We start from the raw sequence: 23,964 nt of genomic DNA, 5'->3' as shown, positions 1-23,964 counted from the left end.
AATGCGATCGCACGGCTACCTTTTGATGGTGCTTGAGAGCCCCTTTCTTGGCGTTTCTGATCACTATCAACCGAATGCTGATGGCTCACCCTCTTTCTCCCCCTATGCCCCACCCTCGTTCCACGTCCGGCTGACCTTCGGGGACGGAGCGGCCATCGACGCGCGGGCCGTGGTGTCGGAGGGGCGGGTCACCCTGGAGGGTCTGCACGCCCGGCCGCCGCATCCGGCCGACGGGCCGATGTGCCCGCACCTCAATCCGGAGCTGACTCCGGAGCTGTGCCCTGACCTGAACCCTGAGCTGTGCCCGCACCCTCATCCGCAGGACCCGCCCGCCCTGCGACGCGCCCGTCCCTCCTGGCCGCGCGGGCGCACCGGGCGGCTGATGGCGGCTCAGGAGTATCGAGCGGCGCAGGCCGACGGGCGGGACCCCGTGCTCGCCGTGATGCACGCGACCGGCCGCAGCCGCCGCAGGTCCCTCAAGCTCATCGCGTCCGCGCGGGACGCGGGCGCCCTGCCCCCGCGCCACAACCGCCGCCAGGGTCCTTCGCCCGGTCGTTGATCACTGAGCCCACCGCGGCGTCCACGTCCCGGCGTCGTGCGGGTCGGGCCGCGTCGCGGCGAGGTGGTCGCGCAGGGTGGTGAGCGCGGGGTGCGGGTTGTCGCCGCGCCAGATCAGTGAGTGCGGGTACACCGGCGTGGGCTCGCGCATCGCGATGCGCCGCAGGTCGTGGTCGGCGGGCCAGACGAGGCGGGTCTGCTCGCCGACGAAGGTGGCGAGCGTCGAGGACCCGGCGATCGTGTCGAGCAGTGGCTCGGTGCCGAAGTCGGGCCCGGTCGCCTCGATGGAGATCCCGAACGCGGCGCCGAGCGCCTCGTAGTAGGCGGCCCATTCCGTACCCGGGACGATGCCGGGCATCCAGATCCTGTGCCCGGTCAGCTGCGCGGGGGTCACCGCTCGGGCCGCCGCGCAGGGGTGGGCCGGTCCGGCGAGGAGCTGCACGGGCTCGTCGTACACCCGGGCGGCCTCGATGCCCTCGGGCAGCTGGCGCGCGGGCAGGGTGAGGGCGCGGAAGGACGCGTCGATCGTCCCCGACCGGACGGCGGTCAGGGCCGCGTCGGCGTCGAAGAGCGTCACGACGTCGAGCTCGATGCCGGGATGCGCCCGGCGGAAGCCGCTCAGCAGCCCCGCGGGCGCGAGCCGCCGCCCGATCACGTCGACCCTCAGCGCCCGGCGGCCGGGCCGCACGGAGGCCGTCGCCCGCTCCTCGGCCCGCAGCAGATCACGGGCGTGGGGCAGGAACGCCTGACCGTCGACGGTGAGCCGGGCCCCGCGCGCGGTACGGGTGAACAGCCGCACCCCGAGGTCCTTCTCAAGACCGGCCACGCGCTTGGAGACCGCCTGCTGGGTGATCGCGAGGGCGGCCGCCGCCTCCCGGAACCGGCCGGTGTCCGCGACGGCGACGAAGGTGCGCACGGCAGGGAGATCCACGCCCGCCATCCTAGGAGTACAACCGACGGTTGTGGCCGCCCCCGCGATGCGGTTGTTTGACCCGCGGGCCTGGCGCCGGTTTGGATGCCGCAGGTCAAGGTGGGGTTGTTCGAGCGCGACGGCAAGGGGTGGCACCGGCGGATGGGAGCCAGGAGGTCCCTCGGGCGACAGTTCGGATGGCTGTGGGCGGCCTACACGGTCAGCGCGTTCGGCACGCGGCTCGCGTTCGACGCGTTCCCCTTGATCGCGATCCTGGCCCTGGACGCCGGCCCGACGGAGGTGTCGGTCCTCGCGGCGGCGGGGTTCGCCGTGGGCGCGGTGGTGGCGGTGCCGCTCGGGCCGTGGGTGGAGTTCCACCGCAAGCGTTCGGTGATGATCGCGATGGACCTGGTCCGGTGCGCGGCGCTGCTCAGCATCCCCGCCGCGTACGCCTTGGGCCTGCTCGGCTTCGTCCAGCTCCTGGCCGTGGCGGTCGTGGTCGGCGCGGCCGACATCGCCTTCACCGCGGCGAGCGGCGCGTGTATCAAGGCGCTCGTACGGCCGCAGGACCTGCTCGTCGCGAACGGGCGCCTGGAGTCCACGAGTTGGACCGCTCTGGTGCTCGGGCCGCCGCTCGGCGGGGCCGCGATCGGGCTCTTCGGCCCGGTGATGACGGTGGTGGCCGACGCGGTCAGCTATCTGCTCTCGGCCCTGGGGGTGCGCGCGATCGGCGGCAAGGAGCCGCGACCCGTCCGCGACGACCCGTCACCCCGGTTCCGGGCGGGCGACCTGCTCGACGGATGGCGGTACATCCTGGCCGGTCCCGTGCTGCGTCCGCTGTTCTTCAACACGGTCCTGAACAACGGCCTGATCATGGCGACCTCGCCACTCCTCGTCGTCCTGATGGTCGGTGAACTCGGCTTCGCGCCCTGGCAGTACGGCCTGGCCTTCGCCGTGCCCTGCGTCGGCGGCCTGATCGGCTCGCGGCTCGCGGGCCCGCTCGTCGAGCGGTTCGGGCGGCACCGGGTCCTGCTCGCCGCGGGGACGCTGCGGGCCTGCTGGCTGATCGGCCTCGCCTTCATCGGCCCCGGCGCCGCCGGGCTCGTGCTCGTCATCGTCGTCGAGTTCGGTCTGATCACGTGCTCGGGCGTCTTCAACCCGGTGTTCTCCACCTACCGGCTCGACCACACACCGGCGGACCGCGTCGCACGCACCCTGTCCGCGTGGTCGGTCACCAGCAAGCTCAGCATCGCGGCGATGACGGGCCTCTGGGGCCTCCTCGCGGGCGTCACGGGGCCGCGCACCGCGGTCGGGATCGCCGGGATCCTCATCCTGGCCACCCCGTTGCTGCTGCCGCGACGTGACCACGCGCCGCACGACGAGCGGAACGCCGCGGCCCGGAGCCAGGCCTGACGACCCCGGGGCCGACACCCCACGCCACGCCTCACATCTTGCGCATCCTGCCGATCTCCGCCGTCTGCTGTGCGATCACGTCGTTCGCCATCTCCTCGACCAGGATGTTGTTGCCGTCCGAGAGCGCGTCCGTGGCCATCGTGACCGCGCCGTTGTGGTGAGTGATCATCAACTTCAGGAAGAGCTCGTCGAACGTCTTGCCCTTCGCGGCCCGCAGCTGCTTCAGCTGTCCCTCCGTGGCCATGCCCGGCATGGTGCCGTGGTCGTGCCCCGACTGCTTCTTCGCGCCGCCGTTGTTCTTCAGCCAGCCCTTCATGGCGCCGATCTCCGGGCGCTGCGCGGCCGCGATGCGGTCGGCCAGGCGCTTGACCTTCGTGGACTCGCCCCGTTTCGGGGCGAGTTCGGTCATCTTCAGGGCCTGGCCGTGGTGCGTGATCATCATTTGGATGTAGGTGAAGTCCGCGGAGTTGGGGCTGTCGTCGTCGGTTCTCTTCTTGGCCGCGTCCTCGGCGGACATGGTCTCGGCGCTCTCGCCCGGTTTGCCGGGGGCGATGACCGAGGGCCCTGGCGCGGCCTTCTTGCTCGGCTGCGAACCGGCGTCGGAGCCTTCGGAATCGCAGGCGCCGAGCGCCAGAACGGCGGCCGTGAGGAACACGGCGACGGCGGGCGTACGACGGTGGTGCACGGCTGCCTCCTGTGGCGCGCGGGGGAGTTGGGGACCGTCCTAGCACGCTTACGCGTGGAGTTGATCAAAAACTTTCATTACAGATGCGTTGCCACCTGTTGATCTGTGCATGATGAGCACGATACTGCGGGGTGTCGGTGAACCGTTCAACTATGAACGGCGACTAGGGAGGACGCAGTGACCCTGTTGAGCAACTCTCGAACACGGCGCAGACGCCTCGGCGTCGGCGCGGCCGCGCTCGGTCTGATCGCCGCGCTGTTCAGCGCCGCGCCCGCCGGAGCGACGCCCGACCCGGGCGACTCGCCCGCCGCGCCCAAGAGCGTGTCGAAGAGTGATGCCGCCGAAGCGAAGGCGGCCATGAAGAGCGGGAAGATACCCGCGCCCGACGAGATCGTGCACTCGGCCAACATCAAGCATCTCGCCAACATCCCCAAGGACGCGCTGCCGGGCACCAACTCGGACCTCGCCTTCCAGGGGAAGTACGCCTTCGCGGGCAACTACGACGGCTTCCGCATCTTCGACATCAGCAACCCGAAGAAGCCGCGGACCGTCTCGCAAGTCCTGTGCCCCGGCTCCCAGAACGACGTCTCCGTCTCCGGGAACCTGCTCTTCCTCTCCACCGACTCCTCGCGCAGCGACGACTCGTGCAACAGCACGTCGCAGCCCGCGACGGAGAAGTCCTCGTGGGAGGGCATGAAGGTCTTCGACATCAGCGACAAGTCGAACCCGAAGTACGTCTCCGCCGTCGAGACCGCCTGCGGCTCGCACACGCACACCCTGGTGCCGGAGAAGCGGAACGTCTACGTGTACGTCTCCTCGTACTCGCCCAGCGCGACGTTCCCGGACTGCCAGCCGCCGCACGACGGCATCTCCGTCATCAAGGTGCCCCGCAAGGCCCCGCAGAAGGCAGCGGTCGTCGACTTCCCCGTGCTCTTCCCGGGTGAAGGCCCCGACGGCGGCGGCAACCCGGGCGGGCCCACCAACCCGGGCGTCTCCAAGACCACCGGCTGCCACGACATCACCGTGCTGCCCTCCAAGGACCTCGCGGCGGGCGCCTGCATGGGCGACGGGATCCTCTTCTCCATCGAGAACCCCGAGAAGCCCAGGGTCATCGACCAGGTCCAGGACAACAAGAACTTCGCGTTCTGGCACTCGGCGACCTTCAACCAGAAGGCCAACAAGATCGTCTTCACCGACGAGTTGGGCGGCGGCGGTGCCGCCACCTGTGACGAGGCCACCGGGCCGGAGCGCGGCGCCAACGGCATCTACGACGTCATCGGCAAGGGCGATAAGCGCAAGCTGGTCTTCAAGAGCTACTACAAGATCCCGCGCCACCAGGCCGCGACCGAGAACTGCGTGGCCCACAACGGCTCGCTGATCCCGGTCAAGGGCAAGGACCTGATGGTCCAGGCGTGGTACCAGGGCGGCGTCTCGGTCTGGGACTTCACCAACTCGTCGAAGCCGAAGGAGATCGGCTACTTCGAGCGCGGTCCCCTCAGCGCCGACACGCTCCAGACCGGCGGCTCCTGGTCGGCGTACTACTACAACGGCTACGTCTACTCGAACGACATGGCCAAGGGCTTCGACGTCCTGAAGATCGACGACAAGCGGACGGATCCCGCCGAGCGGGTCCGTATCCGTGAGCTCAACGTCCAGACCCAGCCGGACTACTTCGACTGAGTGGACCGCTGAGCGGATCGCCGAGAGGACCGCGTCTCCTGCGCGGCCTGATCGTCGACTCGCGCATGTGTCCCGTCGGGCGGCTCGTCGCCCGGCGGGACCCCGAGCTCCCACGCGAGCCCGTACCGCTGGAACAGTTCGGCCCGCAGCGCGCCCGCCGGCATCGGCGCCCCCGGGAGCAGCAACGCGAAGACCGCGCCCATCAGGAGCGCGCGCAGCAAGGGATAATCGGTGTCCACGTCGAGCGACCCGTGGCGTACGACGGTGTCGCGGAGCAGTTCGGCGAGGTGCTGCTGCTCCGGGCAGCGCACGAAGCCGTCCGCCTGGAGGATGCCCGCCATGTGGGTGCGCATGAGGACGGGATGGTCCCGGGCCAGGCCCAGGATCGCGTCGATGGCGCGGGCCAGGAGCTCATCGCCGTCCGTCGTCAGCGGCTCGCGCTCCAGCGCGGCCTCGAGCGTGCGGTGCATCAGGCGGTGGACCGCCGATTGCAGGAGCTGTCGCTTGCCGGGGAAGTAGTAGGACACCAGACCCCGGGCCGAGCCCGCGCGGTCCGCGATGTCGCCGAGGGTCGTCGCCTCGTACCCGCGCTCGCTCACGAGGTCGACCGTGGCCTGCAGGAGTCGTTCCCTGGAACGCCTTCGCAACTCTTCATTGACCGATGCGCTACGCGGGGACATCCTGTAACTCCTGCGTTGACTGGCTGAGAGCCAGTATACTCGGCGTGTCTCGGGCCAAGACCCCCAGTGGGTCCTTCATGGTCCGGTGTGGCCTGGAGCAGGCAACACCGCGGGGGAGTGTTGCCTGCTCACAGGTGCCGATCGGCCGGAGCCTCCTTACAGTGGGCCGGGGGGCCGAGGAGGCGTACTGAGATGGATCAAGAGCAGATTCTGTCCCGGATCGCGTCGATGGTCGACGACGAGCGGACGCTGCGGGAATCCCTGGCTTCGGGAGCGATCGACGAGGCGACGGAGCGCGCGAGGCTCGGCGTGCTCGAACGGGAACTGGACCGGTGCTGGGACCTGCTGCGCCAGCGGCGCGCGAAGGCCGAGTTCGGCGAGAACCCCGATGAGGCGCGGGCGCGGCCCGCCGCCGAGGTCGAGGGCTACCAGTCATGAGCCGAGCCCCCGTGCGGTACGGGGAAGCCTCCCGCGACGCCTGACACCTCAGCCCCGGTCGACGAGCCCGAGAACGGGACGCAGTCCGTCCGGCCGCCGGTCCACCGGCAGGTGGTCCACGAAGTGCACCGCACAGCCGAGCGCCGCGGCGCCGGCGTCCGCGTGCCGGTCGTCGCCGACCATCAGCGCGTCCGCGGGATCGACGCCGAGCGCCTCGCAGGCCCGCGCGAACAGGCGGGGGTCCGGCTTCTGGATCTCGTGCTCGTACGACAGGGCGTAGGCGTCGACGAACGGGTCCAGGCCGTGGGCGTGGACGACGGGGCGCAGGTCCCATCCGATGTTGCTGACCACCGCGACGCGGACGCCCCGCTCGCGGAGTCCGGTGAGCACATCGGCCGCGTCCGCGTAGGGCCGCCAGGCCTCCGGACTCATGTGGCGGTCGTAGAGGGCGTCGTGCAGGCGGGGATCGGGCAGCGGGACCTCGCGCGACAGACCCGTGAACGCGGCGCGGTGCTGTGCGGCGCTGCGGTCGCGCTGGGCCCACAGCTCGGCGAGGCGGGCGGGCACGGCGGTGGGGGGCGGCCCGGCGGGCAGTGCGCCCGCCTTCTCCAGGTCGGCCGCCAGACGCTCGAACTCCGCCGAGGGGAGCGGAAGCCGGGCCTCCCGGAGCACCGCACGCAGCCAGGCCCTGGTGGACTCGATGCGGAACAGGGTCCCGGAGAAGTCGAAGAGCACGCCCGTGATCGTCATGGCAAGGATCCTCGGGGACCGGCCGACAAGGGGTCAAGTGGCCCCGGGCGCAGGCGCGTTACACGGTGTTCGGCCGTGTGCGGTGCTCAGCTTGTAGGGAGTCCGGCGTGGAGGGCGGCGGGATGCCGCGCTCCATGGTCGGCCGATCATCGTGTTGCTCGTGTTGCTCGTGTTGCTCCCGGCGACCGTCGCGGCCGTGCGCGCCACCGGTCGCGACCGGTGGCGGATCAGCCCCGGCCTCGCCCGTGGATCCGCGACGGCGGGTCGGTCAGGCCGATGCCGGTCGCCCTCCCCGTCACGCGGCGGTGTCGGCCGTGCGGGCGTCCGGCCGGTACGCGTACGTCGCGATCGCGAGGGCGACCATCAGCGCACCCAGGAGCCAGCCGCCGACGACGTCCGTCGGCCAGTGCACGCCGTTCCAGATCCGGGTCACGCCGACCCCGACGACGGAGACCACGGCGATCGCCACACCCGCGCGCCACACGGCGGGCCCGACGCCGTACAGGCGCAACAGCCACAGGAGCAGCCCGCAGACGACCGTGGCCGTCATGGCGTGCCCCGAGGGGAACGCCGCGAAGTGCGCGGAGTCCACCGGGTCCGGCCACGTCGGGCGCGGCCGGTCGAGCGCCGCCTTGAGCCCCTGCTGCACCACCGTGCCCACCGCGCACGCGGCGGCGATCCACAGCGCAAGCCAGTACGCGCCGCGGAAGGCGAGCCACACCACGGCCACGGTGCACAGCGCGCGCATCGTCCACGGGTCCCACACCCAGTCGGTCAGGATGCGGCTCGCGTGGGTGAGGCCGTCGTGCGCGACGGCCCAGCGGTGTGTGGTGCGCGCGATGTCGCCGTCGAGCGTGTGTAGCGGGCCCCACTCCAGCTCGACCAGGACGATCAGCAGGACCGAGGGGACGCACAGGAGGGTGGCGATGAGCGCGGCACGGGAGCCGCGCGGGCGGGGCGGGCTGGGTGGCGAGTCGGGTGGAGCGGCGGAGTGCATGGGGAGATCCTCGCCGACGGGTGGTGGCGGGGGCCATACCGGGGGCGCGATCCCTGCGGGGCGAGTACCGATGGCCTCGGTCACGGGCGGGCGTCGCCGACCCGGCGCGCGTCGGTCTCCGTGCGGCAGGCCGTTATCCCAGCGCGCGCAGGCCCGGCACGAACGTCACCAGGAGCGGGACCACCGGCACCAGCGCCGCGGCTGCCGTCAGCCGCAGCCGCCGCCCCGCGGTGAGCCTCGGCCGCGCGGAAAGCAGGCGGTGCACCCGCTGCGGCACGTGCGCCTGCGGGGTCGGGCAGGGGCCGAACACGCCGCGGTCTTCGTTGAGCTCGACCAGGGCAAGGGCGATCGTCAGGCGCCCGAAGCGACGCGATGCCACGTCGTCGGCGGCGAGCTCGACCAGGCGGTGCATCTCGCCCCGGAACGCGGCGAAGACCGGCACCTGCGGAAACCCCGCCGCCAGCGCGCCCGAGCAGTGCAGCAGCCAGTCGTGCCGCGCCTGCGCGTGCCCCTGCTCATGGGCGAGCACCGCATCCAGCTGACGGCCCTTCAGGCGGCGCAACGCCGCGGTGGTGATGACCAGTTGGGGTGCCGTGCCCGGCAGCCACCAGGCGTCGGGGCGCTCACCCTCCAGGACCACGAGACGGTCGGCGCCGGGCTCTTCGCCGGGCAACAGCGGTGCGCGCAGGAGGAGTTCGGCACGCCGCCTGCGGCGCCTCGTCCGCGCCCGGGAGATCTCCCGGGTCAGCATCGCCGCGGTCCAGACGCCGCCCAGGGCAAGGGTCACAGCGGTCGCCGGGGCCCAGGATCCGCCCGCCCCGAGCGCGTACGCGTCCACCACGTCGTGCGACGCGGGCGCGAAGACATGGCCGCGCACGGCCTGCCACGCGGCGGCGGCGCTCAGGGTCATCGAGAGGGCGCAGCACATGAGCACGCCCGCCACGACGCACTGCCACGCCCACAGCGCGACCACCGGTTCGCGCTCCGGCCAGTCGGCGCGTGCGAGGAGACGCGGGGCGACGACGGCGGTCAGGGCGCCCAGCAGCAACAGCGCGACGGGGAGCAACATGCGTCAAGACTATGAGGGCGGCGCTGCCGGAGGGTATGGCCTATCGCCTCAAGTGACGCACGACACGGCCGATGGTGGGTCATCACCCCTTACGGCCGCGCCGTCGCGGTGTCCTGGGCCTTCCCCGGCGGTCTACAGCGTCAGGAGCATCGCGATCATGGCGATCCCCATGGACAGCCGGCACACCATCGCAAGCTCCGTGCGGTCGGCCCACCCCGTGACCGGGCCGCCGCCCCCACCCTCCGCGGCCGCGAGGCTCGGCACGGGTGACGGCACGGGCAGGAGGCGGACCCCCGACCAGAGCACGTACCCGGCGAAGTACAGCAGCAGTGCCCCGGTGAGCGCCGGTGAGCCCCCGCCGCCGTGGCCCGCGTGCGCGGTGGGCGTCGCGGCCATGGCAACCGCCATGTGGACCATGGCGCAGGCGCCGACCAGATGATGCAGGTGGTGCCGGTCGCGCCGGGCCGCCCAGAGGGCGCGGAGCGCCGCCGCGCCGAACACGGCGGCGTAACCCAGCCAGGCCCAGCGCGGCGGCGTCAGGACGGCCGCGGGCAGGGCCATCAACGCCATCGCGAACCCCATGAGCGCCTCGCCGCCGGCTGCCCGGCGCTGTTCCTCGACCCTGCTGCGCATCCGCAGCAGACAGTAGGACCCGGTCGCCGCGCACAGCGCGACGAGCAGCCAGCCGGCCTGCGCCGGTCCGTGCACCGCGCACCTCCCCGATCGACGGTGTCGTCGGGTCGATGCCCTGGCACGGGGCGTCGTATGCGAGCGCACGGGTGTACGCGGGGAGCGCGGAGGGGGGCAGGAGGGGCTCCTCGGGGCTAATAGTTTCTGAGTAAAACACTTGCTAAGGTTTTGGGTATGAGCAGTACGCCGCCACCTTCGCCCCGCCCCTCCAGCCCCGCCCGCGTCCGCCGACTCCCGCTCGCCGGTGTGCTGCGTCCGGGCAGGCCGTCCGACATCTGGTTCAAACCCGCGTCGAGCGTGGTCGTCGCCACCGCGATACCGAATCTGACGCTCCTGACGATCGGCCGCCTTGACCTGGTGATGTACACGATGGCGGGATCGTTCTGCGCCCTCTACACCCACAACCTCCCCTACGCCGCCCGTGCCCGCGCCCTCGCCGGAGTCGTCGTGGGCATGCTGGCGAGCGTCGGCATCGCCATGGTCGCCGCCTCGCTCACCACGTCGGCGGCGGTGCTCGTCGCGGTCGGCGCGCTGCTCGCCGCCGCGCAGAAGACGCTCTGCGACGCGACCCGCATCGGCCCGCCCGGCCACCTCATCTTCACCTTCATCAGCTCCGCCACCCTGTTCGCGCCGCAGGCCATCGGGCAGGTCCCCGGCCACCTCGCCCTGACGCTCGGCGCGGGCGCCGTGGCCTGGCTTGTCGGCATGGCCCCCGCCCTGATCCGGCCGCACGGCCCCGAGCGCCGGGCCACCGCACGGGCCCTGCGCGCGGCCGCCGCGTACGCCGACGCTGCGGGCCCCGGCCGCGAGCGCGCCCGGCAGGGGGCTGCCGCCGCCGTCCACGCGGCCTGGCAGTCGCTGCTCGCCACCGGCACCCGCACGGCGGCCCGCCGCGCCCTGGAGCGCCTGGTGATCCGCGCCGAGGACGCCCTGGCGGCGCCCGCGGCGGCGGACCCCGCCCAGCTGCGCTCCTGGGCGGACGGCCTGCGGGGAACGGGCGCGGTGCCGCGCCCCGGCGACGTACGCCCCGAAGCGGACGACGAACTCATCGGAGTGGAAGCCGAGTTGGCGGAGGGTTCGGCCAAGGGCTCCCTGCTGCGGCGCCTCGGGCCCGGCTCGCCGCTGCTGCCCATCGCGCTGCGGACCGCCGTCGGCTGCGCGCTCGCGGGGTACGCGTCGCTGGCGCTCGGCGTCGGCCGCCCCTACTGGGCACTCGTCACGGCGGCCTCGCTCTACCAGGCCAACGTCACGCTCACCTGGAACAGGGGAGTGCAGCGCGTGGTCGGCAACATTGTCGGGGTGCTCGCCTTCGCCGCGATCGTCCCGCTTGCCCACCTCAGCCAGGCCACGCTGATCGTCTGCTGCCTGGCGCTCGCCTTCGGGGCAGAGGCGCTGATGGGCCGCAACTACTGGCTCGGCAGTGTGTGCGTCACGCCGATGGCGCTCCTCGTCACCGAGTTCGCACGGTTCCAGGAGCCCGGAGGTCTGATGCTCGACCGGGTCGTGGACACGTTCGTGGGCGCGCTGCTCGGCATCGTCGCGGCGATGGCCGTCACCAACCGGCGCGCCGCCGACCACATCGAGCTGGCCATCGACGCCACGGACCGGGCCCGAGCCCGCGCCGAGCAGGCCCTGACCGCACCTCGCGGTACCTCAGGAACCCCCGGCGCCCTGCGCCCGGCGCGTCGCGGCCTGACCGCCGCCCTCGTCGACCTGCGCACCGCCCATGACGCCGCGGCGGGCGAATGGTGGCAGCGCGCCCTGCCGGAGCAGCGGGTGATGGCCGCCGAGCAGGCGGGACACCGTACGCTCGCGGCGACGGTACGCGGCATGGAGCACGGCGAGCGCGTACGGGTGTGACGAGCAGGACGCGGAAGGGCGAGGGCAGGGGCGCATGAGGAACGGGAGCGAGCGGGACGCGGCGGAGGAAGCCGCGGCCCGTGCGGGAGACGGTGGCGCGGGCGCGAAGGGCAGCACCCCGGGAGCGCCCCGTGACACCGTCGCCGCCGTCGTGCGGCAGTGGCAGGCGGCACGGCCAGACATCGACACCGGCCCGATGGAGGTCATCGGGCGGATCAACCGCTGCGCGGCCCTCCTGCAACAGGCCGAGGACGCCCCGCTGCGCCGCGTCGGCCTGACCCGCCCCGAGTTCGACCTCCTGGGTGCGCTGCGCCGCACCGGCCACGAACTGACCCCCGGCGAACTGGCCCGCGAGACCTTCTCGTCGGGGGCCGCCGTCACCAAGCGCCTCAAGCAGCTCCAGGAGCGCGGGCTGGTCGACCGGCGTGCCGACACCCGTGACCGCCGCGTGTCGCACGTCGGCCTGACCGACACGGGCCGCGACCTCGTCGACTCGATCCTGCCCGACCAGCTCGCCTACGAGACCGTGGTCCTCGCGGGGCTCGACGACGGCAGTCAGGGGCAACTCAGCGCGCTGCTGGGGGACTTGCTGTCGCAGCTCGAGGGGCGGCTCGGGCTTTCGCCGGGGTTCCGGGGCTGAGCCCGGCGCCGTCAGTGGTCCTCGACGGACGCCGCAAGCAACTCCCGTGTCTCGGGCTCCACATGCTCCGCGTAGTACTCGTGCAGCGCCGTGCGGCCCAGACGGGCTGCGAGAGGGCCGTCGCCCGCGGTGATCGCCGCCAGGACCTCGCGGTGGTGGGCTATGGAGCGCTCCATCCAGGCCGTGGTGTCCGTGACGCCCGCGATCTTCTTCTCGATGACCTCGACCACCGCCTCGTGCACGGCGCGTGCGCACAGGCCCAGGAGTGAATTGCCGCTCGCCTCGGCGATCGCGCGGTGGAAGAGCGCGTCCGCCTCGCTGAAGGCGTGCAGGGACGCCGGGCCGCCGCCGCTGAGTGATTCCATGCGGGCGATCTGCTCGCGCATCCTGGCCAGGTCGTCCGCGCCGTGCAGGCGGGCCGCGAGGCGGTTGCTCTCGGCGTCCAACACCATGCGGAACTGCACCAGTTCACCGAGCGTCGCCACGCTGGAGCGCGTGAGGCGGCCCAGGGCCTGGCTGAGGTTGTCGGGCGAGACGCCGAGCACCTCGGCGCCCAGCGGGTCGCCGGGACGGGAGCGGATCAGGCCCGCGGACTGCAGGACCCGCAGCGCCTCGCGGACGGTTGAACGCCCCACGCCGAAGCGGTTGACGAGCTCGCGCTCGGCGGGCAGCCGGGAGCCGGGCGGCAGATCACCGCTGAGGATGCGCTCCTCGATCTGCTCCGCCACCCGCTGATAGGCGCGGACGGGTGTGACCGGCCGGAACAGGTCGGTGTCGTCGGCGGCCATCGGCCCGCCCCCTCCACGGTACGTAGCTGATACGCGATGCCGGCGCGGGAAAACCAAGATCTGGTGGTTGACCCGGCCGTGAACGTGGAGGCAGAGTACGGGAACTCAACTGGTCTGACCAGTCGACTGGCCTCGTGGTCGGCCGACTTGGAGGGTTCCATGCACACCAGCTCACGTCAGACGGCCTCAGGGCCCACCGTCGCCGACCCGGCCGTCGACTCCGCCGCCGTCGTCGCCTTCACCCAGGACCTGGTCCGGCTGCGTACCGTCAACGCGGCCGGAGCCACCGAGGTGGAGAAGCCCGCGGCCGAACTCGTCGCCCGGCTCTTCACCGAGTTCGGCTGGGCGTACGACGTGGTGGAGGTCGCGCCGGGACGGCCCAACACCGTCGCCGTCATCGAGGGCGGAGGAGGCGACGGGCCGACCCTGATGTTCGAGGGGCACATCGACGTCGTCACGGAAGGGGATCCGGGGGACTGGAGCGTCGATCCCTACGGCGCCGAGATTCGGGACGGAAGACTGTGGGGCCGCGGCTCCGCCGACATGAAGTCCGGCGTCGCGGCGATGATCTACGGGGTGCGGGCGTTGCAGCTCGCCGGGCCCTTCCCCGGCCGCGTGGTCCTCGGCGTCCTGTGCGACGAGGAAGGGCTGATGCTCGGCGCGAAGGCGTTCGCCGCAACGCCGCTCGCGCGCGAGGTGGACGGCGTGATCGTCTGCGAGCCGGAGGGGTACGAGGTGTGCACCTCCGCCCGCGGCGGCATCCGGCTCCGGCTCGATCTCGACGGGGTGATGGCCCACGGCGCCATGCCGCAGGAGGCCAAGAGCCCGATCGTCGCCGGGGCGCGCATCGTCGACGTACTCGAGAATGTCCAGGCCTGGGCCCAGGAGCGGTACGGCACCCACCCGCACGCCGGAAGTGTGACGGTCACGCCGACCGTCCTGCACGGCGGCGACCCCGACCAGCTCAACGTCATCCCCGCACACGGACTCGTCGGCATCGACGTACGCACGATCCCCGGCACCGATCACGTGGAACTCATCGAGCGGGTCAGGGGGTTCGCGGTGGAGGCGGCCGGGAGTGTGGGCGTGAACGTCGGGCTCACCGTCGTCGACGACCGGCCCGCCATCGAGATCGCCGAGGACCACCCGGTGGTCGCCGCGCTCGTCGACGGACACCGTCACGTGCACGGTGAGCCACCGCCGTTCGGGGCCGTGCCGGGCACCACGGACGGGACCATCCTCACCCGCGACGCCGGTCTGCCGACCGTCGTCTACGGGCCGGGCGGCAAGTGGATCGCACACCAGAAGGACGAGTTCGTCGAGGTGCACGAGATCGTCGAGTACACACGGGTGTACGCCGCCGCCGCGCGCTCCTTCCTCAACGGCACCACCGGAGGCGCACGATGACCAGTCCGACGACCTGCCCCGAAGGGCTGCCCGTCGGGGACGGCTGGGTGTCCGCGCCCGGCAGCGAGCCCATCCGCTTTCCGTACGACGGCACCGAGATCGCCGCGGCGCCGGTCGGTGACGAAGACCTCGCGGGGCGGGCCGTCGAGCACGCCGCGGCGCTGCGAGTGACGGTCGGCAGGCTGACCGCCGGGGTGCGGCGACAGGTGCTCGACGGTGTCGCCGGCGCGCTGGCCGACGCCGTGCCGGACCTGGTGGACCTGCTCGTCCTGGAGACCGGGAAGCCGCGGGTCGACTGCCGGGTCGAGATGCACCGGGCCGTGGCCACCTGGCAGGCCGCCGCGGACGAGGTGGCCCATCTGCACGGGGAGACCGTGCCGTTGGACCTCCAGCCCTCCGGGGAAGGCCTCTTCGGGTTCTGGACCCGGAAGCCCGTGGGCGTCGTGGTCGGCATCGCGGGCTTCAACTACCCCGTCCTCCTCGCCTCCCACAAGGTCGCACCGGCGCTCGCCGCCGGCTGCCCCATCATCGTCAAGCCCGCACCGGCCACACCCCTCGCCACCCTGCGGCTCGTCCATCTCGTACGGGAGCAGCTCGTGGCGGCGGGCGCGCCCGCCGGAGCGGTACAACTCGTCACCGGGGACGCCGAGGTCGGCCGTACGCTCACCACCCATCCGGAGGTCGCCGCGGTCTCCTTCACCGGATCCGCGGCCGTCGGCCACCGCATCGCGCGGGACGCGGCTCCCCGCAAGGTGGTCCTCGAACTCGGCTCCAACGCGGCGCTCGTCGTGGCCGCCGACGCCGATCTCGACGCGGCGGCCGACGCCGTGGTGCGGGGCGGGTTCTACGCATCGGGCCAGGCCTGCATCTCCGTACAGCGGGTGATCGTCGTGGACGCGGTCGCGGCGGAGTTCGAGAAGCGGCTCGCCGAGCGGCTGCCCGACGTGGTGGTCGGCGACCCCCGCGACCCCGGGACCCGCGTCTCGGCGCTCATCGACGAGAGGGCGACGGACCGGGTGCTCGGCTGGGTCGGACGGGCGCGGGACGCGGGCGCGCGCCTCGTGGCCGGTGGAGTGCGCGACGCGGGCGGCAGGTGCATCGTCCCGACCCTGCTCGCTGACGTCCCCGACGGCGAACCGGCCTGGGACGAGGAGATCTTCGGGCCGGTCGTCTGCCTGCGCACGGTGCCGGATCTGGACACCGCGTACGACGTGGTCAACGCCAGTCGCTACGGCCTGCACGCGGCCGTCCACACCCGCGGCCTGCGGGCCGCCCTGGAAGCCGTGGACCGCCTGGAGGTCGGCGGCGTCGTCGTGAACGACGTCCCCGGCTACCGCAGCGACATCGCCCCCTACGGCGGAGTCAAGGACTCGGGCATCGGCCGCGAGGGCCCCAGGTTCGCGATCGAGGAACTGACGGTGACGCGGATGGCCGTGATCAGGCCCTAGCGCCCTCAGCGGACGACGGTCGGTCACCCGAAGCCACGGCAAGAGAGGCAACACCACCATGGATTACGGCAATCTGTTCCGGCTCGACGGCCGCCGCGTCGCGGTCGTGGGCGGCGGCAGCGGCATCGGCCGCGAGGCCGCACGCGCGCTGGCCGCCCAGGGCGCGCACGTCGTCGTCGCCGACCGGGACACGGCGGGGGCGGCCGAGACGGCGGAGCTCGCCGCGGCGGACGGCGGGAGCACCGGCACCGCCGTCCCCCACCCCCTGGACGTCCTCGACCCCGACGCGGTCCGTGCCGCCGTCGCCGCATGGGGGCCGCTCGACGGTCTCGTGGTCACCGTCGGGGCCAATGTGCGCAAGCGCGTCGCCGACTACAGCCTCGAGGAGTTCGACCGGGTCATCGCGCTGAACCTGCGCTCCTACCTCACGCTCATCCAGGCCGTCGCCCCCGGAATGGCCGAGCGCGGCCGGGGGAGCGTGGTCGGGTTCGCCTCGATGCGGGCCTTCCAGGTGGAGCCGGGGCAGGGGCCGTACGCCGCGTCCAAGGCGGGCCTGGTCCAGCTGCTGCGGACCGCGGCCGCCGAATGGGGGCCGCAGGGCGTGCGGTTCAACGCCGTCGCGCCCGGCGTCGTGCGTACTCCGCTCACCGACCAGATCGCCGCCGACCCCGCATGGTTCGATGCCTACGCCCAGGCCTCCGCCCTCAAGCGATGGGCCCGCGCCGACGAGATCGCGGGCGCCGTCGCCTATCTGGTGTCGGACGCGTCCACCTTCGTCACCGGCACCGTGCTGAGCGTCGACGGCGGCTGGACCGCGGTGGACGGCCGTTACGACCCGTCCTTGTGACGTGAGCGTTCGTGTGCCCTGAGCCCCCGTGTTCCCTGAGCGAACCTCCCCCTCCGCTTCCCCGGGTGCGCCCCATGCCATCCCTCAAGGAGTCCCCCCATGCCCCCGACAGCTGACGATGCCGCGAAAGACGGCCCCCTCGACGGCTTGCCCACCCTGCGCGGCGTGGCCCGCCCCTCCCTCTGGCTGCTCCTCGTCCCCGTCCTGCTCTACGGCGCCGCCCCCTTCGTCGCCAACCGCATCGAGCCGCGCATCCTCGGCGTCCCCTTCCTCCTGGCCTGGGTCATCGCCGCCACGGTGATCAGCCCCCTGGTCATCTGGCTCGCCGCCCGCCTCGACCCGGCGTACCGCGCGAACGCCGTCGAGCCCATCCCGGCCGACGACACCGCGGCCCCCGACACCGAAGGAGGCCGCCGATGAACGGCTCCGCAGCCGTCGCCACCACCGTGTTCGGTCTCGCCATGGTCGCCACCATCGGGATCGGCGTGTGGAGCGCCCGCGGGCGCTCCAAGGGCCTCGCCGAGTGGTCCGTCTCCAGCCGCGGACTCGGCGTCCTGTTCATCTGGCTGCTCATGGCCGGCGAGACATACACCAGCTTCTCGTTCCTCGGCACCGCGGGCTGGTCGTACTCCTTCGGCGCGCCGATCCTCTACCTGGTCGCCTATCTGACCGTCGGCTTCGCCGTCGCGTACGTGGTCGGCCCGGCCCTGTGGACGTACGCGTCCCGGCACGGCCTCATCTCCATCGCGGACATCGCCGAATTCCGGTTCCGCTCACGGCCGGTGGGGGTCCTCGTCGCCGTCGTCGCGACGGTCTTCATCGTCCCCTACATCCAGGTGCAGATTCAGGGCATGGGCGTCGTCGTGAACGCGATGACGTACGGCAGCGTCGACCTCAAGGTCGCCGCCGTCATCTCCTTCGTCGTGGCGGAGGTGTTCATCCTCGTGTCCGGGCTGCGCGGCTCGGCGTGGGTGAGCGCGCTCAAGGACATGCTGGTGATCGTCGCCGTCGTGTTCCTCGCCGTGTACATCCCGATGCACTACCTCGGCGGCTTCAGCGACTTCATGCAGCGCATGGTGACCGAGAAGCCCCAGTGGCTGACCTTCCCCGGGCACGAGTCCGGCGGGCGCAACGCCATGTGGTTCCTCAGCACCGTGGTCCTGAACGCCGTGACGATCACCATCTTCCCGACCACTGTGGCCGGCTACCTGAGCGCCAAGAGCCCGAACGCCCTGCGCCGCAACGCGCTGCTCCTGCCCTGGTACCAACTGCTCCTGTTCGTCCCGATGGTGGTCGGCGCGACGGCCCTGTTCGTGATGCCGACCCTGGGCAATCCCGACCTGGCCCTGTTCGCCCTCGTCACCGACTCCCTGCCCTCGCCCGTCGTCGCGCTCATCGGCGTCGCGGGCGCCCTCTCGGCGATCGTGCCGATGAGTGTCTTCATGCTCTCCATCGGCACGCTGTGGGGCCGCACGGTCCTCGGCGGCGGCAACGGAGCCGATCCGCGGGCTCGCCGCCGCGCGCCGGGAAGGAGCGGCGACGCGAACGACATGCGCGCCAAGCGGCTCTCCCAACTGGTCTGCGTCATCGCGGGTTTGATCGCCCTCGCGGGCAGCCTCTTCTACCCCAACACCCTCGTGGAGCTCTCCGTCCTGTCGTACGAGGGACTGGCGCAGCTCGTCCCCGTCGTGCTCCTCGCCTTGTACTGGCGGCGGCTGACCGCCAGGGCCGCCGTCGCCGGGATGCTCACCGGGCTTGTCGTGATGACCGTGCTGTGGGCCACGGAGAACGACCCGTACCACGGTGTGAACGGTGGCATCATCGCGCTCGCCGCCAACCTCGTCGTGCTGCTCGCGGTCGTCTGGCTCGCACCGGGCCCCGGCCCCGCGACGGTCACCGACATCGACCCCGCAGTACCGGACGAGAGTTCGGCGGACGCGACCGTGAAGGAGACCCGCTGATGACGGACGGGGACGTGTTCGAGGTGCCGGGGCTTCAAGAGCCCGTGGAGCTCCGGATCGACCAGTGGGGCGTCCCTCATCTGTACGCCGCGTCGCAGGACGACCTCTTCCTGGCCCAGGGCTTCAACGCCGCCCGCGACCGCCTCTTCCAGCTGGACCTGTGGCGGCGCCGAGGACTCGGCCTGCTCGCCGAGGTGTGGGGAGAGCGGTACGCCGAACACGACCGTGCGGCACGGCTGTTCCTCTACCGAGGTGACATGGCCGAGGAGTGGCGCGCGTACGGGGACGACACGGAGCGGGTGACGACGGCTTTCGTCGCCGGCATCAACGCGTACGTGACGCTGTGCCACTCGCGCGGTGTCGAACTCCCGCCCGAGTTCGCCCTGTTGGGCTACGAGCCCGCGTACTGGCAGCCCTCCGACGTGGCCCGCATCCGCAGCCACGGCCTCCAGTACAACCTCCGCGACGAGGTCGCCCGCGCCCTCACCCTGCGCGACCACGGCCCCGACGCGGAGGACCTGCGCCGCCGCCGCGAGCCCGCACCCCACCGGCTGCGCGTCCCCGAAGGCCTCGACCTGTCCGTCATCCCGGCCGACGTCCTGCGCGTGTACGAGATGGCCACCACGCCCCCGTGGGCGGCGGGCGCGGCGCCCCGGCAGGGCCTGGACGGCTCCAACAACTGGGTCATCGCCCCGTCCCGCACCGCCACCGGCCGCCCCCTCCTGGCCAACGACCCGCACCGCGGGATCGCCCTGCCCGCCCTGCGCTACCTCACGCACCTCTCGGCACCGGGCATCGACGTCATCGGAGCGGGCGAACCGGCCCTGCCCGGCATCTCCATCGGCCACAACGGCCACGTCGCCTTCGGCCTGACGATCTTCCCGATCGACCAGGAGGACCTGTACGTCTACCGCACGAACCCGGCGGACCCGCACGAGTACTGGTACCAGGACCGCTGGGAGCCGATGACGCGCGTCACGGAGGCGATCCCGGTGCGCGGCGGCGACGCGGTCCCGGCCGACCTGTGGTTCACCCGCCACGGCCCGGTCATCCGCGAACTCCCCGACCAGAACGCCGCGTTCGCGGTGCGTGCCGCCTGGCTCGGCCCCGGCATGGCCCCCTACCTGGGCAGCATGGACTACATGCGGGCGGCGGGACCCGACGCGTTCGTGGCGGCGATGCGCCGCTGGGGCGCCCCCGGTGAGAACCAGGTCTACGCGTCCCCCGACGGCACGATCGGATGGCGCCCCGCGGGCCGCGTCCCCATCCGCCCCGGCTGGGACGGCACGCTCCCGGTGCCGGGCGACGGCCGCTACGAATGGGACGGCTTCCTTGACGTGGAGGAACTCCCCTCGGCCCGCGACCCGGCCCAGGGCTGGTTCGCCACGGCCAACCAGCTGAACCTGCCGCCCACTTACCCGAACGCGCAGAAGACGGTGACGTACGACTGGTACGCACCGACCCGCCACGACCGCATCACGGAGGAACTGGGCGCACACGCGGCCTGGACGGTCGAGGAGTGCGTCCGCCTCCAGACGGACTACGTGAGTCTGCCTGCGCGGAGGGTGCAGCGGCTGCTCGCGGGGCTGGGGGTGGGGGACGGAAGCGCGGTGTCCGGTGCCTCCACGTTTGATGAGGGCACGGTCACCGCCACCGCGCCGGACGCGACCGCCCCCGGTATCCCCCTCTCCGCCGCCCTCGCGCTCCTCCGTGACTGGGACGCCCGCCTCACCGCCGAGTCCCCGGCCGCCGCCCTCTTCGAGGTCTGGTACCGGCGTCACCTGCGCCCCGCCCTCCTGACGCGGGCCCTCGACGGGATCGTCGGCGAAGAGCGGCGTGACCTGGCCCTGGCGCGAGTGCTGCCCGTCGAGGACGCGGCGGCGGACGCGCGCGTCGATCTGGAGCTCCTGGACGGGGACCCGGATCCCTCGCTGCTGCTCGGCACGCTCTGTGCCGCCGTCGAGGAACTCACCGGGCTGCTGGGAGCGGATCCGGACGGCTGGTCCTGGGGCGCTCTCCACCACGCCCATCCACACCACCCCATCGCCGCCCTGCTCGACGGGACCGCCCCGCAGTGGGCCTCCGTGGGCCCGCTTCCGCGCGGCGGGAGCGGCGACACCGTGGGAGCCGCCGCCTACGGGCCCGGGTTCCGGCAGACCGCGGGGGCCACCTTCCGGATCGTCGTGGACGTCGGCTCCTGGGACGACTCCGTGGCGATGAACTCGCCGGGGCAGTCCGGCGTTCCGAGCAGCCCGCACTACGACGACCTGTTCGCGAGCTGGGCCGCCGACGGTTCCTTCCCGCTCCTCTACTCCCGCGACGCGGTGGAGAAGCACACGCGGCGGACGATCGTGCTGCGGCCGTCCGCCGCGCCGGCCCGGGAGCCTCAGGCGGCGGACCCGAAGGGCAGGTAGTCCACCTCGTACCCGAAGTAGCGCGGACCGGCGAGCGCGAGGCCGCCCGGTGTGATCCAGCGCGGGTCGCAGCGGGCCGCGATGACCGTGACGCGCAGGCCGTAGCGCAGGCCCTCCGTCGTCACCGGGTCGCCGGTCTCGCTGTCCAGGACACAGATGAGGTCGGGTGTGGTCGCCACCGTCACGCCGTCGCGCCGGGCGATCAAGTGCTCGTTCTGGAAGCCGAGTTCGAGCAGTCGGCCCTTGTCGTCCCGGGCTCCCTCGACGCGGGCGCTGCCGCGCGCGAAGCCGCCCTCCGTGCGACGACTCACATCGACCACCTTGCCCGTGAGGAGGGAGACGCCGGCCAGCATCGCAAGGGCCGCCGCCACCGGATCGCCGTGCGCGGCCCGCGCCTCGCGCACCACCGCGCCGAGCCGCCCGGCGAGCGTCAGTGTCGCGGGGACCAGGCCGTCGGCCAGCTGATCGCCGCGCAGCACCGTGTCCGCGCAACTGACCTGGCCGCCGAGCTCCACGCACACCGCGCGTGCGATCCGCTCGGCCGCGTGATTGTCGACGGCCTCGACGATGACCGTGTTGCCCTTGTCGTCGGCCAGCGCCATCGGCGAGTTGGTGATCCCGGCGAGGCCGGGCAGCACCATCTGCGCCTCGGGGAACGCCCGCCCCATCGCGTCCCCGTCCACGAGGGGAAGACCGGCCCACGCGGCGCACGCGATCGGCAGCATCGAGTTGACCCCGCCGACCTCGAGGGGGGTGAGGTGGGTGGCCCGGCGCCCGAGGCATCTCTCCAGGGCGCTGAGCGCGGCCAGGTGCTCCTGGCCGTTGGGCAGGCGTTCCAGGAGGACGGTGGGCGCGCCCATGCCGGAGATGGGGACGACGGTCGCGTCGGCGTCGACCTCGTCGATGTGGACCACCGGCACGGGACCGTGCGCGCGGATCGCCTCGCGGGCGAGCAGCTTGCCGATGTAGGGGTCGCCACCGCCGCCCGTGCCGAGGATGCCCGCGCCCCGCGCGATGTCGTCGAGGTTGTCGAGCGTGACCTCACGCATGGTTGATCGCCTTGGCGCGGGGGCCCGTGGCCCCGGGCAGGCGCCCCGGATCGAGATCGCCCACCGCCTTGACGCGGACGCGCGTCGCACCGCCGGGCAGGTAGGCCAGCGGCACCTCCTCGATGTCGACGACGCGTACGGTGCCGGGGCGTGCCCCGGCAGCCAGCGCGCGCCCGACGGCGTCCTCGCGGGCCCCGTCGAGCACCGCGTCCCTGCGCCCCTCGGGGATGTGGAAGACCCGGTCGACCTCGCCGCCGACCTGCGCGATCGCCGCGCCCACCGCGTTGGCCACGTCGAAGTGCTCCGGCCTGCGCACATCGGCGAAGCCGGGCAGCCCGTCGCGGACGAGGACGGAGCCGCCCCCGACGGCGACCACCGGAAGCACGGCCGCCGAGGTCCGCATGCGGTCGACGCCTTCGGCGAGCCGCTCGGCGATGCGGTCCAGGGCGCGCTCGGTGAACTCCCGACCCAGATGGGCGACCTGAGAGCTGTCCCCGATGTCCGCCCGGCCCGCCGCCACCGCGAGGTCCGTGGCCGTAAGGCGCGTACCGCCGAAGACGAGCGCTTCCTGGGTGAGCAGGTACCCGACCGACCTCGGCCCCGTCTCACCGTCGTGCGACACCCGGGAACCGCCGCCGATGCCGAGCGAAAGGACGTCAGGGATACGGAAGTTGGTGCGGATCCCCGCGGCCTCGCTCTCGCCCGACGCCTCGCGCGGATACCCACCGGCCAGGACGCCGATGTCGGACGTCGTGCCGCCCACGTCGACGACCGCGCAGTCCCCGAGCCCGGAGAGGAAGGCGGCGCCCCGCATCGAGTTGGTCGGCCCCGACGCGAAGGTCGCGACGGGGCAGGCGCGTGCGAAGTCGACGTCCATCAGCGTCCCGTCGTTCTGCGACAGGAAGACCGGCGCCGTGATCGACATCTCGGCCAGCGCCTTCCCGAACGACTCGACGATGACGGTCGCCAGATCACGTAACGACGCGTTGATGATCGTGGCGTTCTCGCGGGCGAGCAGTCCGACCCGGCCCACCTCGTGCGAGAGCGAGAAGTGCACGCCCTCGCCCAGTTCGTCCCGCAGGATCTCGGCGGCGCGCCGCTCGTCCGCCGCCGCGACCGGCGAGAACACCGACGACACGGCGACCGAGGTGAGCCCGCGCGCGGCGATGTCGGCGGCCGTCCGCCTCAGCTCGTCCGGGTCGAGCGGCGACAGCGGCCGTCCGTCGAACTCTCTTCCCCCATGGCAGAGATAGCCGTGCCCGCCCACGGCCGCCCGCTGCCGTGTGGGCCAGTCCGCCATCGGCGGCAGGGCGGCGGTGGCGGGAAGGCCGAGGCGCACGGCCGCCACGGGGGTGAGCCGGGCGCCCTCGACGAGCGCGTTCACGAAGTGCGTGGTGCCGATCATCACCGCGGTGACGGATTCGACGGGCGGCGCGAGGGCCCGGACCGCGGCGGTGACGCCGGAGGTGATGTCGGGGGTGGTCGGTGACTTGACGGCCGCGAGCACGCGGTCGTCAAATCCGAGGAGTGCGGCGTCGGTGTTGGTCCCACCGACATCGATGCCGATACGCATGGTGGTGGAGTCCTTCGTGTGGCGACGGGTGACGCGTAATACGGACGTGACGCACGTCGTGATCAATCGGCCGGTGAGACGGCGCCCTGGGAGCGTCCACCGGCCGT

The 23,964-nt window shown here is 72.6% G+C and carries 22 protein-coding genes; 12 read left to right on the top strand and 10 right to left on the bottom strand.

The annotated features are described in order from the left end of the window. Positions 1–28: 28 nt before the first annotated feature. Positions 29–559, top strand: coding sequence for a DUF6214 family protein (locus tag AC5P1C_RS18210; protein ID WP_493866903.1), 531 nt, complete (start codon positions 29–31; stop codon positions 557–559). On the opposite strand, the gene AC5P1C_RS18205 is transcribed toward AC5P1C_RS18210, so the two are convergent. After that, a complete protein-coding gene (locus AC5P1C_RS18205) occupies positions 560–1,489 on the bottom strand; it encodes a LysR family transcriptional regulator (protein ID WP_493866902.1) in 930 nt (309 codons plus the stop codon). 141 nt (positions 1,490–1,630) lie between these two features. On the opposite strand from AC5P1C_RS18205, the gene AC5P1C_RS18200 reads away from it, so the two are divergent. Further along, entirely contained in the window at positions 1,631–2,881 is a 1,251-nt protein-coding gene (locus AC5P1C_RS18200; protein ID WP_493867092.1) for an MFS transporter, read from the top strand. A gap of 31 nt (positions 2,882–2,912) precedes the next feature. On the opposite strand, the gene AC5P1C_RS18195 is transcribed toward AC5P1C_RS18200, so the two are convergent. Further along, positions 2,913–3,566: a DUF305 domain-containing protein gene (locus AC5P1C_RS18195; RefSeq protein ID WP_493866901.1), complete on the bottom strand. Its 654-nt coding sequence runs from the start codon at positions 3,564–3,566 to the stop codon at positions 2,913–2,915. A gap of 177 nt (positions 3,567–3,743) precedes the next feature. Here AC5P1C_RS18195 and AC5P1C_RS18190 point away from each other — a divergent pair, with 177 nt between their 5' ends. Then, complete coding sequence (locus AC5P1C_RS18190) at positions 3,744–5,246, top strand: LVIVD repeat-containing protein (RefSeq protein WP_493866900.1); 1,503 nt, start codon at positions 3,744–3,746, stop codon at positions 5,244–5,246. On the opposite strand, the gene AC5P1C_RS18185 is transcribed toward AC5P1C_RS18190, so the two are convergent. Then, positions 5,234–5,926 carry a TetR/AcrR family transcriptional regulator gene (locus AC5P1C_RS18185; protein WP_493866899.1) on the bottom strand — a complete coding sequence of 231 codons (693 nt, stop codon included), beginning with the start codon at positions 5,924–5,926 and terminating at the stop codon, positions 5,234–5,236. The genes AC5P1C_RS18190 and AC5P1C_RS18185 overlap by 13 nt on opposite strands. Before the next feature lie 192 nt (positions 5,927–6,118). Between AC5P1C_RS18185 and AC5P1C_RS18180 the strand changes: the two genes are divergently transcribed. Continuing rightward, on the top strand, positions 6,119–6,364 hold the full coding sequence (locus tag AC5P1C_RS18180) for a DUF2630 family protein (RefSeq protein WP_493866898.1): 246 nt from the start codon (positions 6,119–6,121) through the stop codon (positions 6,362–6,364). Between the two features lie 48 nt (positions 6,365–6,412). On the opposite strand, the gene AC5P1C_RS18175 is transcribed toward AC5P1C_RS18180, so the two are convergent. The 4 genes from AC5P1C_RS18175 to AC5P1C_RS18160 form a co-directional block, all read right to left on the bottom strand. Then, positions 6,413–7,114, bottom strand: a complete 702-nt coding sequence (locus tag AC5P1C_RS18175; protein WP_493866897.1) for an HAD family hydrolase — start codon at positions 7,112–7,114, stop codon at positions 6,413–6,415. A 295-nt stretch (positions 7,115–7,409) separates the two neighbouring features. Then, entirely contained in the window at positions 7,410–8,111 is a 702-nt protein-coding gene (locus AC5P1C_RS18170; protein ID WP_493866896.1) for a phosphatase PAP2 family protein, read from the bottom strand. Positions 8,112–8,244: 133 nt separating this feature from the next. Next, positions 8,245–9,180, bottom strand: a complete 936-nt coding sequence (locus tag AC5P1C_RS18165) for a M56 family metallopeptidase (protein ID WP_493866895.1) — start codon at positions 9,178–9,180, stop codon at positions 8,245–8,247. Positions 9,181–9,312: 132 nt separating this feature from the next. Beyond that, positions 9,313–9,888 carry a DUF5134 domain-containing protein gene (locus AC5P1C_RS18160; protein WP_493866894.1) on the bottom strand — a complete coding sequence of 192 codons (576 nt, stop codon included), beginning with the start codon at positions 9,886–9,888 and terminating at the stop codon, positions 9,313–9,315. Between the two features lie 156 nt (positions 9,889–10,044). Between AC5P1C_RS18160 and AC5P1C_RS18155 the strand changes: the two genes are divergently transcribed. Both AC5P1C_RS18155 and AC5P1C_RS18150 read left to right on the top strand, forming a co-directional pair. Continuing rightward, the gene (locus tag AC5P1C_RS18155) at positions 10,045–11,730 is read left to right on the top strand and encodes an FUSC family protein (RefSeq protein WP_493866893.1); all 1,686 of its coding nucleotides are present in this window, start codon (positions 10,045–10,047) and stop codon (positions 11,728–11,730) included. Positions 11,731–11,764: 34 nt separating this feature from the next. Continuing rightward, positions 11,765–12,370 (top strand): MarR family winged helix-turn-helix transcriptional regulator, encoded by a 606-nt coding sequence (locus tag AC5P1C_RS18150; protein WP_493866892.1) that lies wholly within the window; start codon positions 11,765–11,767, stop codon positions 12,368–12,370. Between the two features lie 11 nt (positions 12,371–12,381). On the opposite strand, the gene AC5P1C_RS18145 is transcribed toward AC5P1C_RS18150, so the two are convergent. Then, complete coding sequence (locus AC5P1C_RS18145; protein WP_493866891.1) at positions 12,382–13,158, bottom strand: FadR/GntR family transcriptional regulator; 777 nt, start codon at positions 13,156–13,158, stop codon at positions 12,382–12,384. A 159-nt stretch (positions 13,159–13,317) separates the two neighbouring features. Between AC5P1C_RS18145 and AC5P1C_RS18140 the strand changes: the two genes are divergently transcribed. The 6 genes from AC5P1C_RS18140 (at position 13,318) to AC5P1C_RS18115 (ending at position 21,235) form a co-directional block, all read left to right on the top strand. Continuing rightward, positions 13,318–14,565: a M20 family metallopeptidase gene (locus AC5P1C_RS18140; RefSeq protein WP_493866890.1), complete on the top strand. Its 1,248-nt coding sequence runs from the start codon at positions 13,318–13,320 to the stop codon at positions 14,563–14,565. Beyond that, on the top strand, positions 14,562–16,013 hold the full coding sequence (locus AC5P1C_RS18135) for an aldehyde dehydrogenase family protein (protein WP_493866889.1): 1,452 nt from the start codon (positions 14,562–14,564) through the stop codon (positions 16,011–16,013). Before AC5P1C_RS18140 ends, AC5P1C_RS18135 begins: the two co-directional genes overlap by 4 nt. A gap of 58 nt (positions 16,014–16,071) precedes the next feature. Then, on the top strand, positions 16,072–16,860 hold the full coding sequence (locus AC5P1C_RS18130) for an SDR family NAD(P)-dependent oxidoreductase (RefSeq protein ID WP_493866888.1): 789 nt from the start codon (positions 16,072–16,074) through the stop codon (positions 16,858–16,860). A 99-nt stretch (positions 16,861–16,959) separates the two neighbouring features. Next, positions 16,960–17,280 carry a DUF3311 domain-containing protein gene (locus AC5P1C_RS18125; protein ID WP_493866887.1) on the top strand — a complete coding sequence of 107 codons (321 nt, stop codon included), beginning with the start codon at positions 16,960–16,962 and terminating at the stop codon, positions 17,278–17,280. Then, positions 17,277–18,821 carry a sodium:solute symporter family protein gene (locus AC5P1C_RS18120; RefSeq protein WP_493866886.1) on the top strand — a complete coding sequence of 515 codons (1,545 nt, stop codon included), beginning with the start codon at positions 17,277–17,279 and terminating at the stop codon, positions 18,819–18,821. Before AC5P1C_RS18125 ends, AC5P1C_RS18120 begins: the two co-directional genes overlap by 4 nt. Then, a complete protein-coding gene (locus AC5P1C_RS18115) occupies positions 18,821–21,235 on the top strand; it encodes a penicillin acylase family protein (protein WP_493866885.1) in 2,415 nt (804 codons plus the stop codon). Before AC5P1C_RS18120 ends, AC5P1C_RS18115 begins: the two co-directional genes overlap by 1 nt. Here the strand turns inward: AC5P1C_RS18115 and AC5P1C_RS18110 are convergent. Both AC5P1C_RS18110 and AC5P1C_RS18105 read right to left on the bottom strand, forming a co-directional pair. Then, positions 21,208–22,284, bottom strand: a complete 1,077-nt coding sequence (locus AC5P1C_RS18110) for an S-methyl thiohydantoin desulfurase family protein (protein ID WP_493866884.1) — start codon at positions 22,282–22,284, stop codon at positions 21,208–21,210. The genes AC5P1C_RS18115 and AC5P1C_RS18110 overlap by 28 nt on opposite strands. Further along, positions 22,277–23,857, bottom strand: coding sequence for a hydantoinase/oxoprolinase N-terminal domain-containing protein (locus tag AC5P1C_RS18105; RefSeq protein ID WP_493866883.1), 1,581 nt, complete (start codon positions 23,855–23,857; stop codon positions 22,277–22,279). Before AC5P1C_RS18105 ends, AC5P1C_RS18110 begins: the two co-directional genes overlap by 8 nt. Positions 23,858–23,964: the final 107 nt, after the last annotated feature.

The organism is Streptomyces sp. A18 (assembly GCF_059026065.1).
The sequence above is the reverse complement of the archived record's forward strand: the minus strand, read 5'-3'. Positions and strand labels throughout refer to the sequence as shown.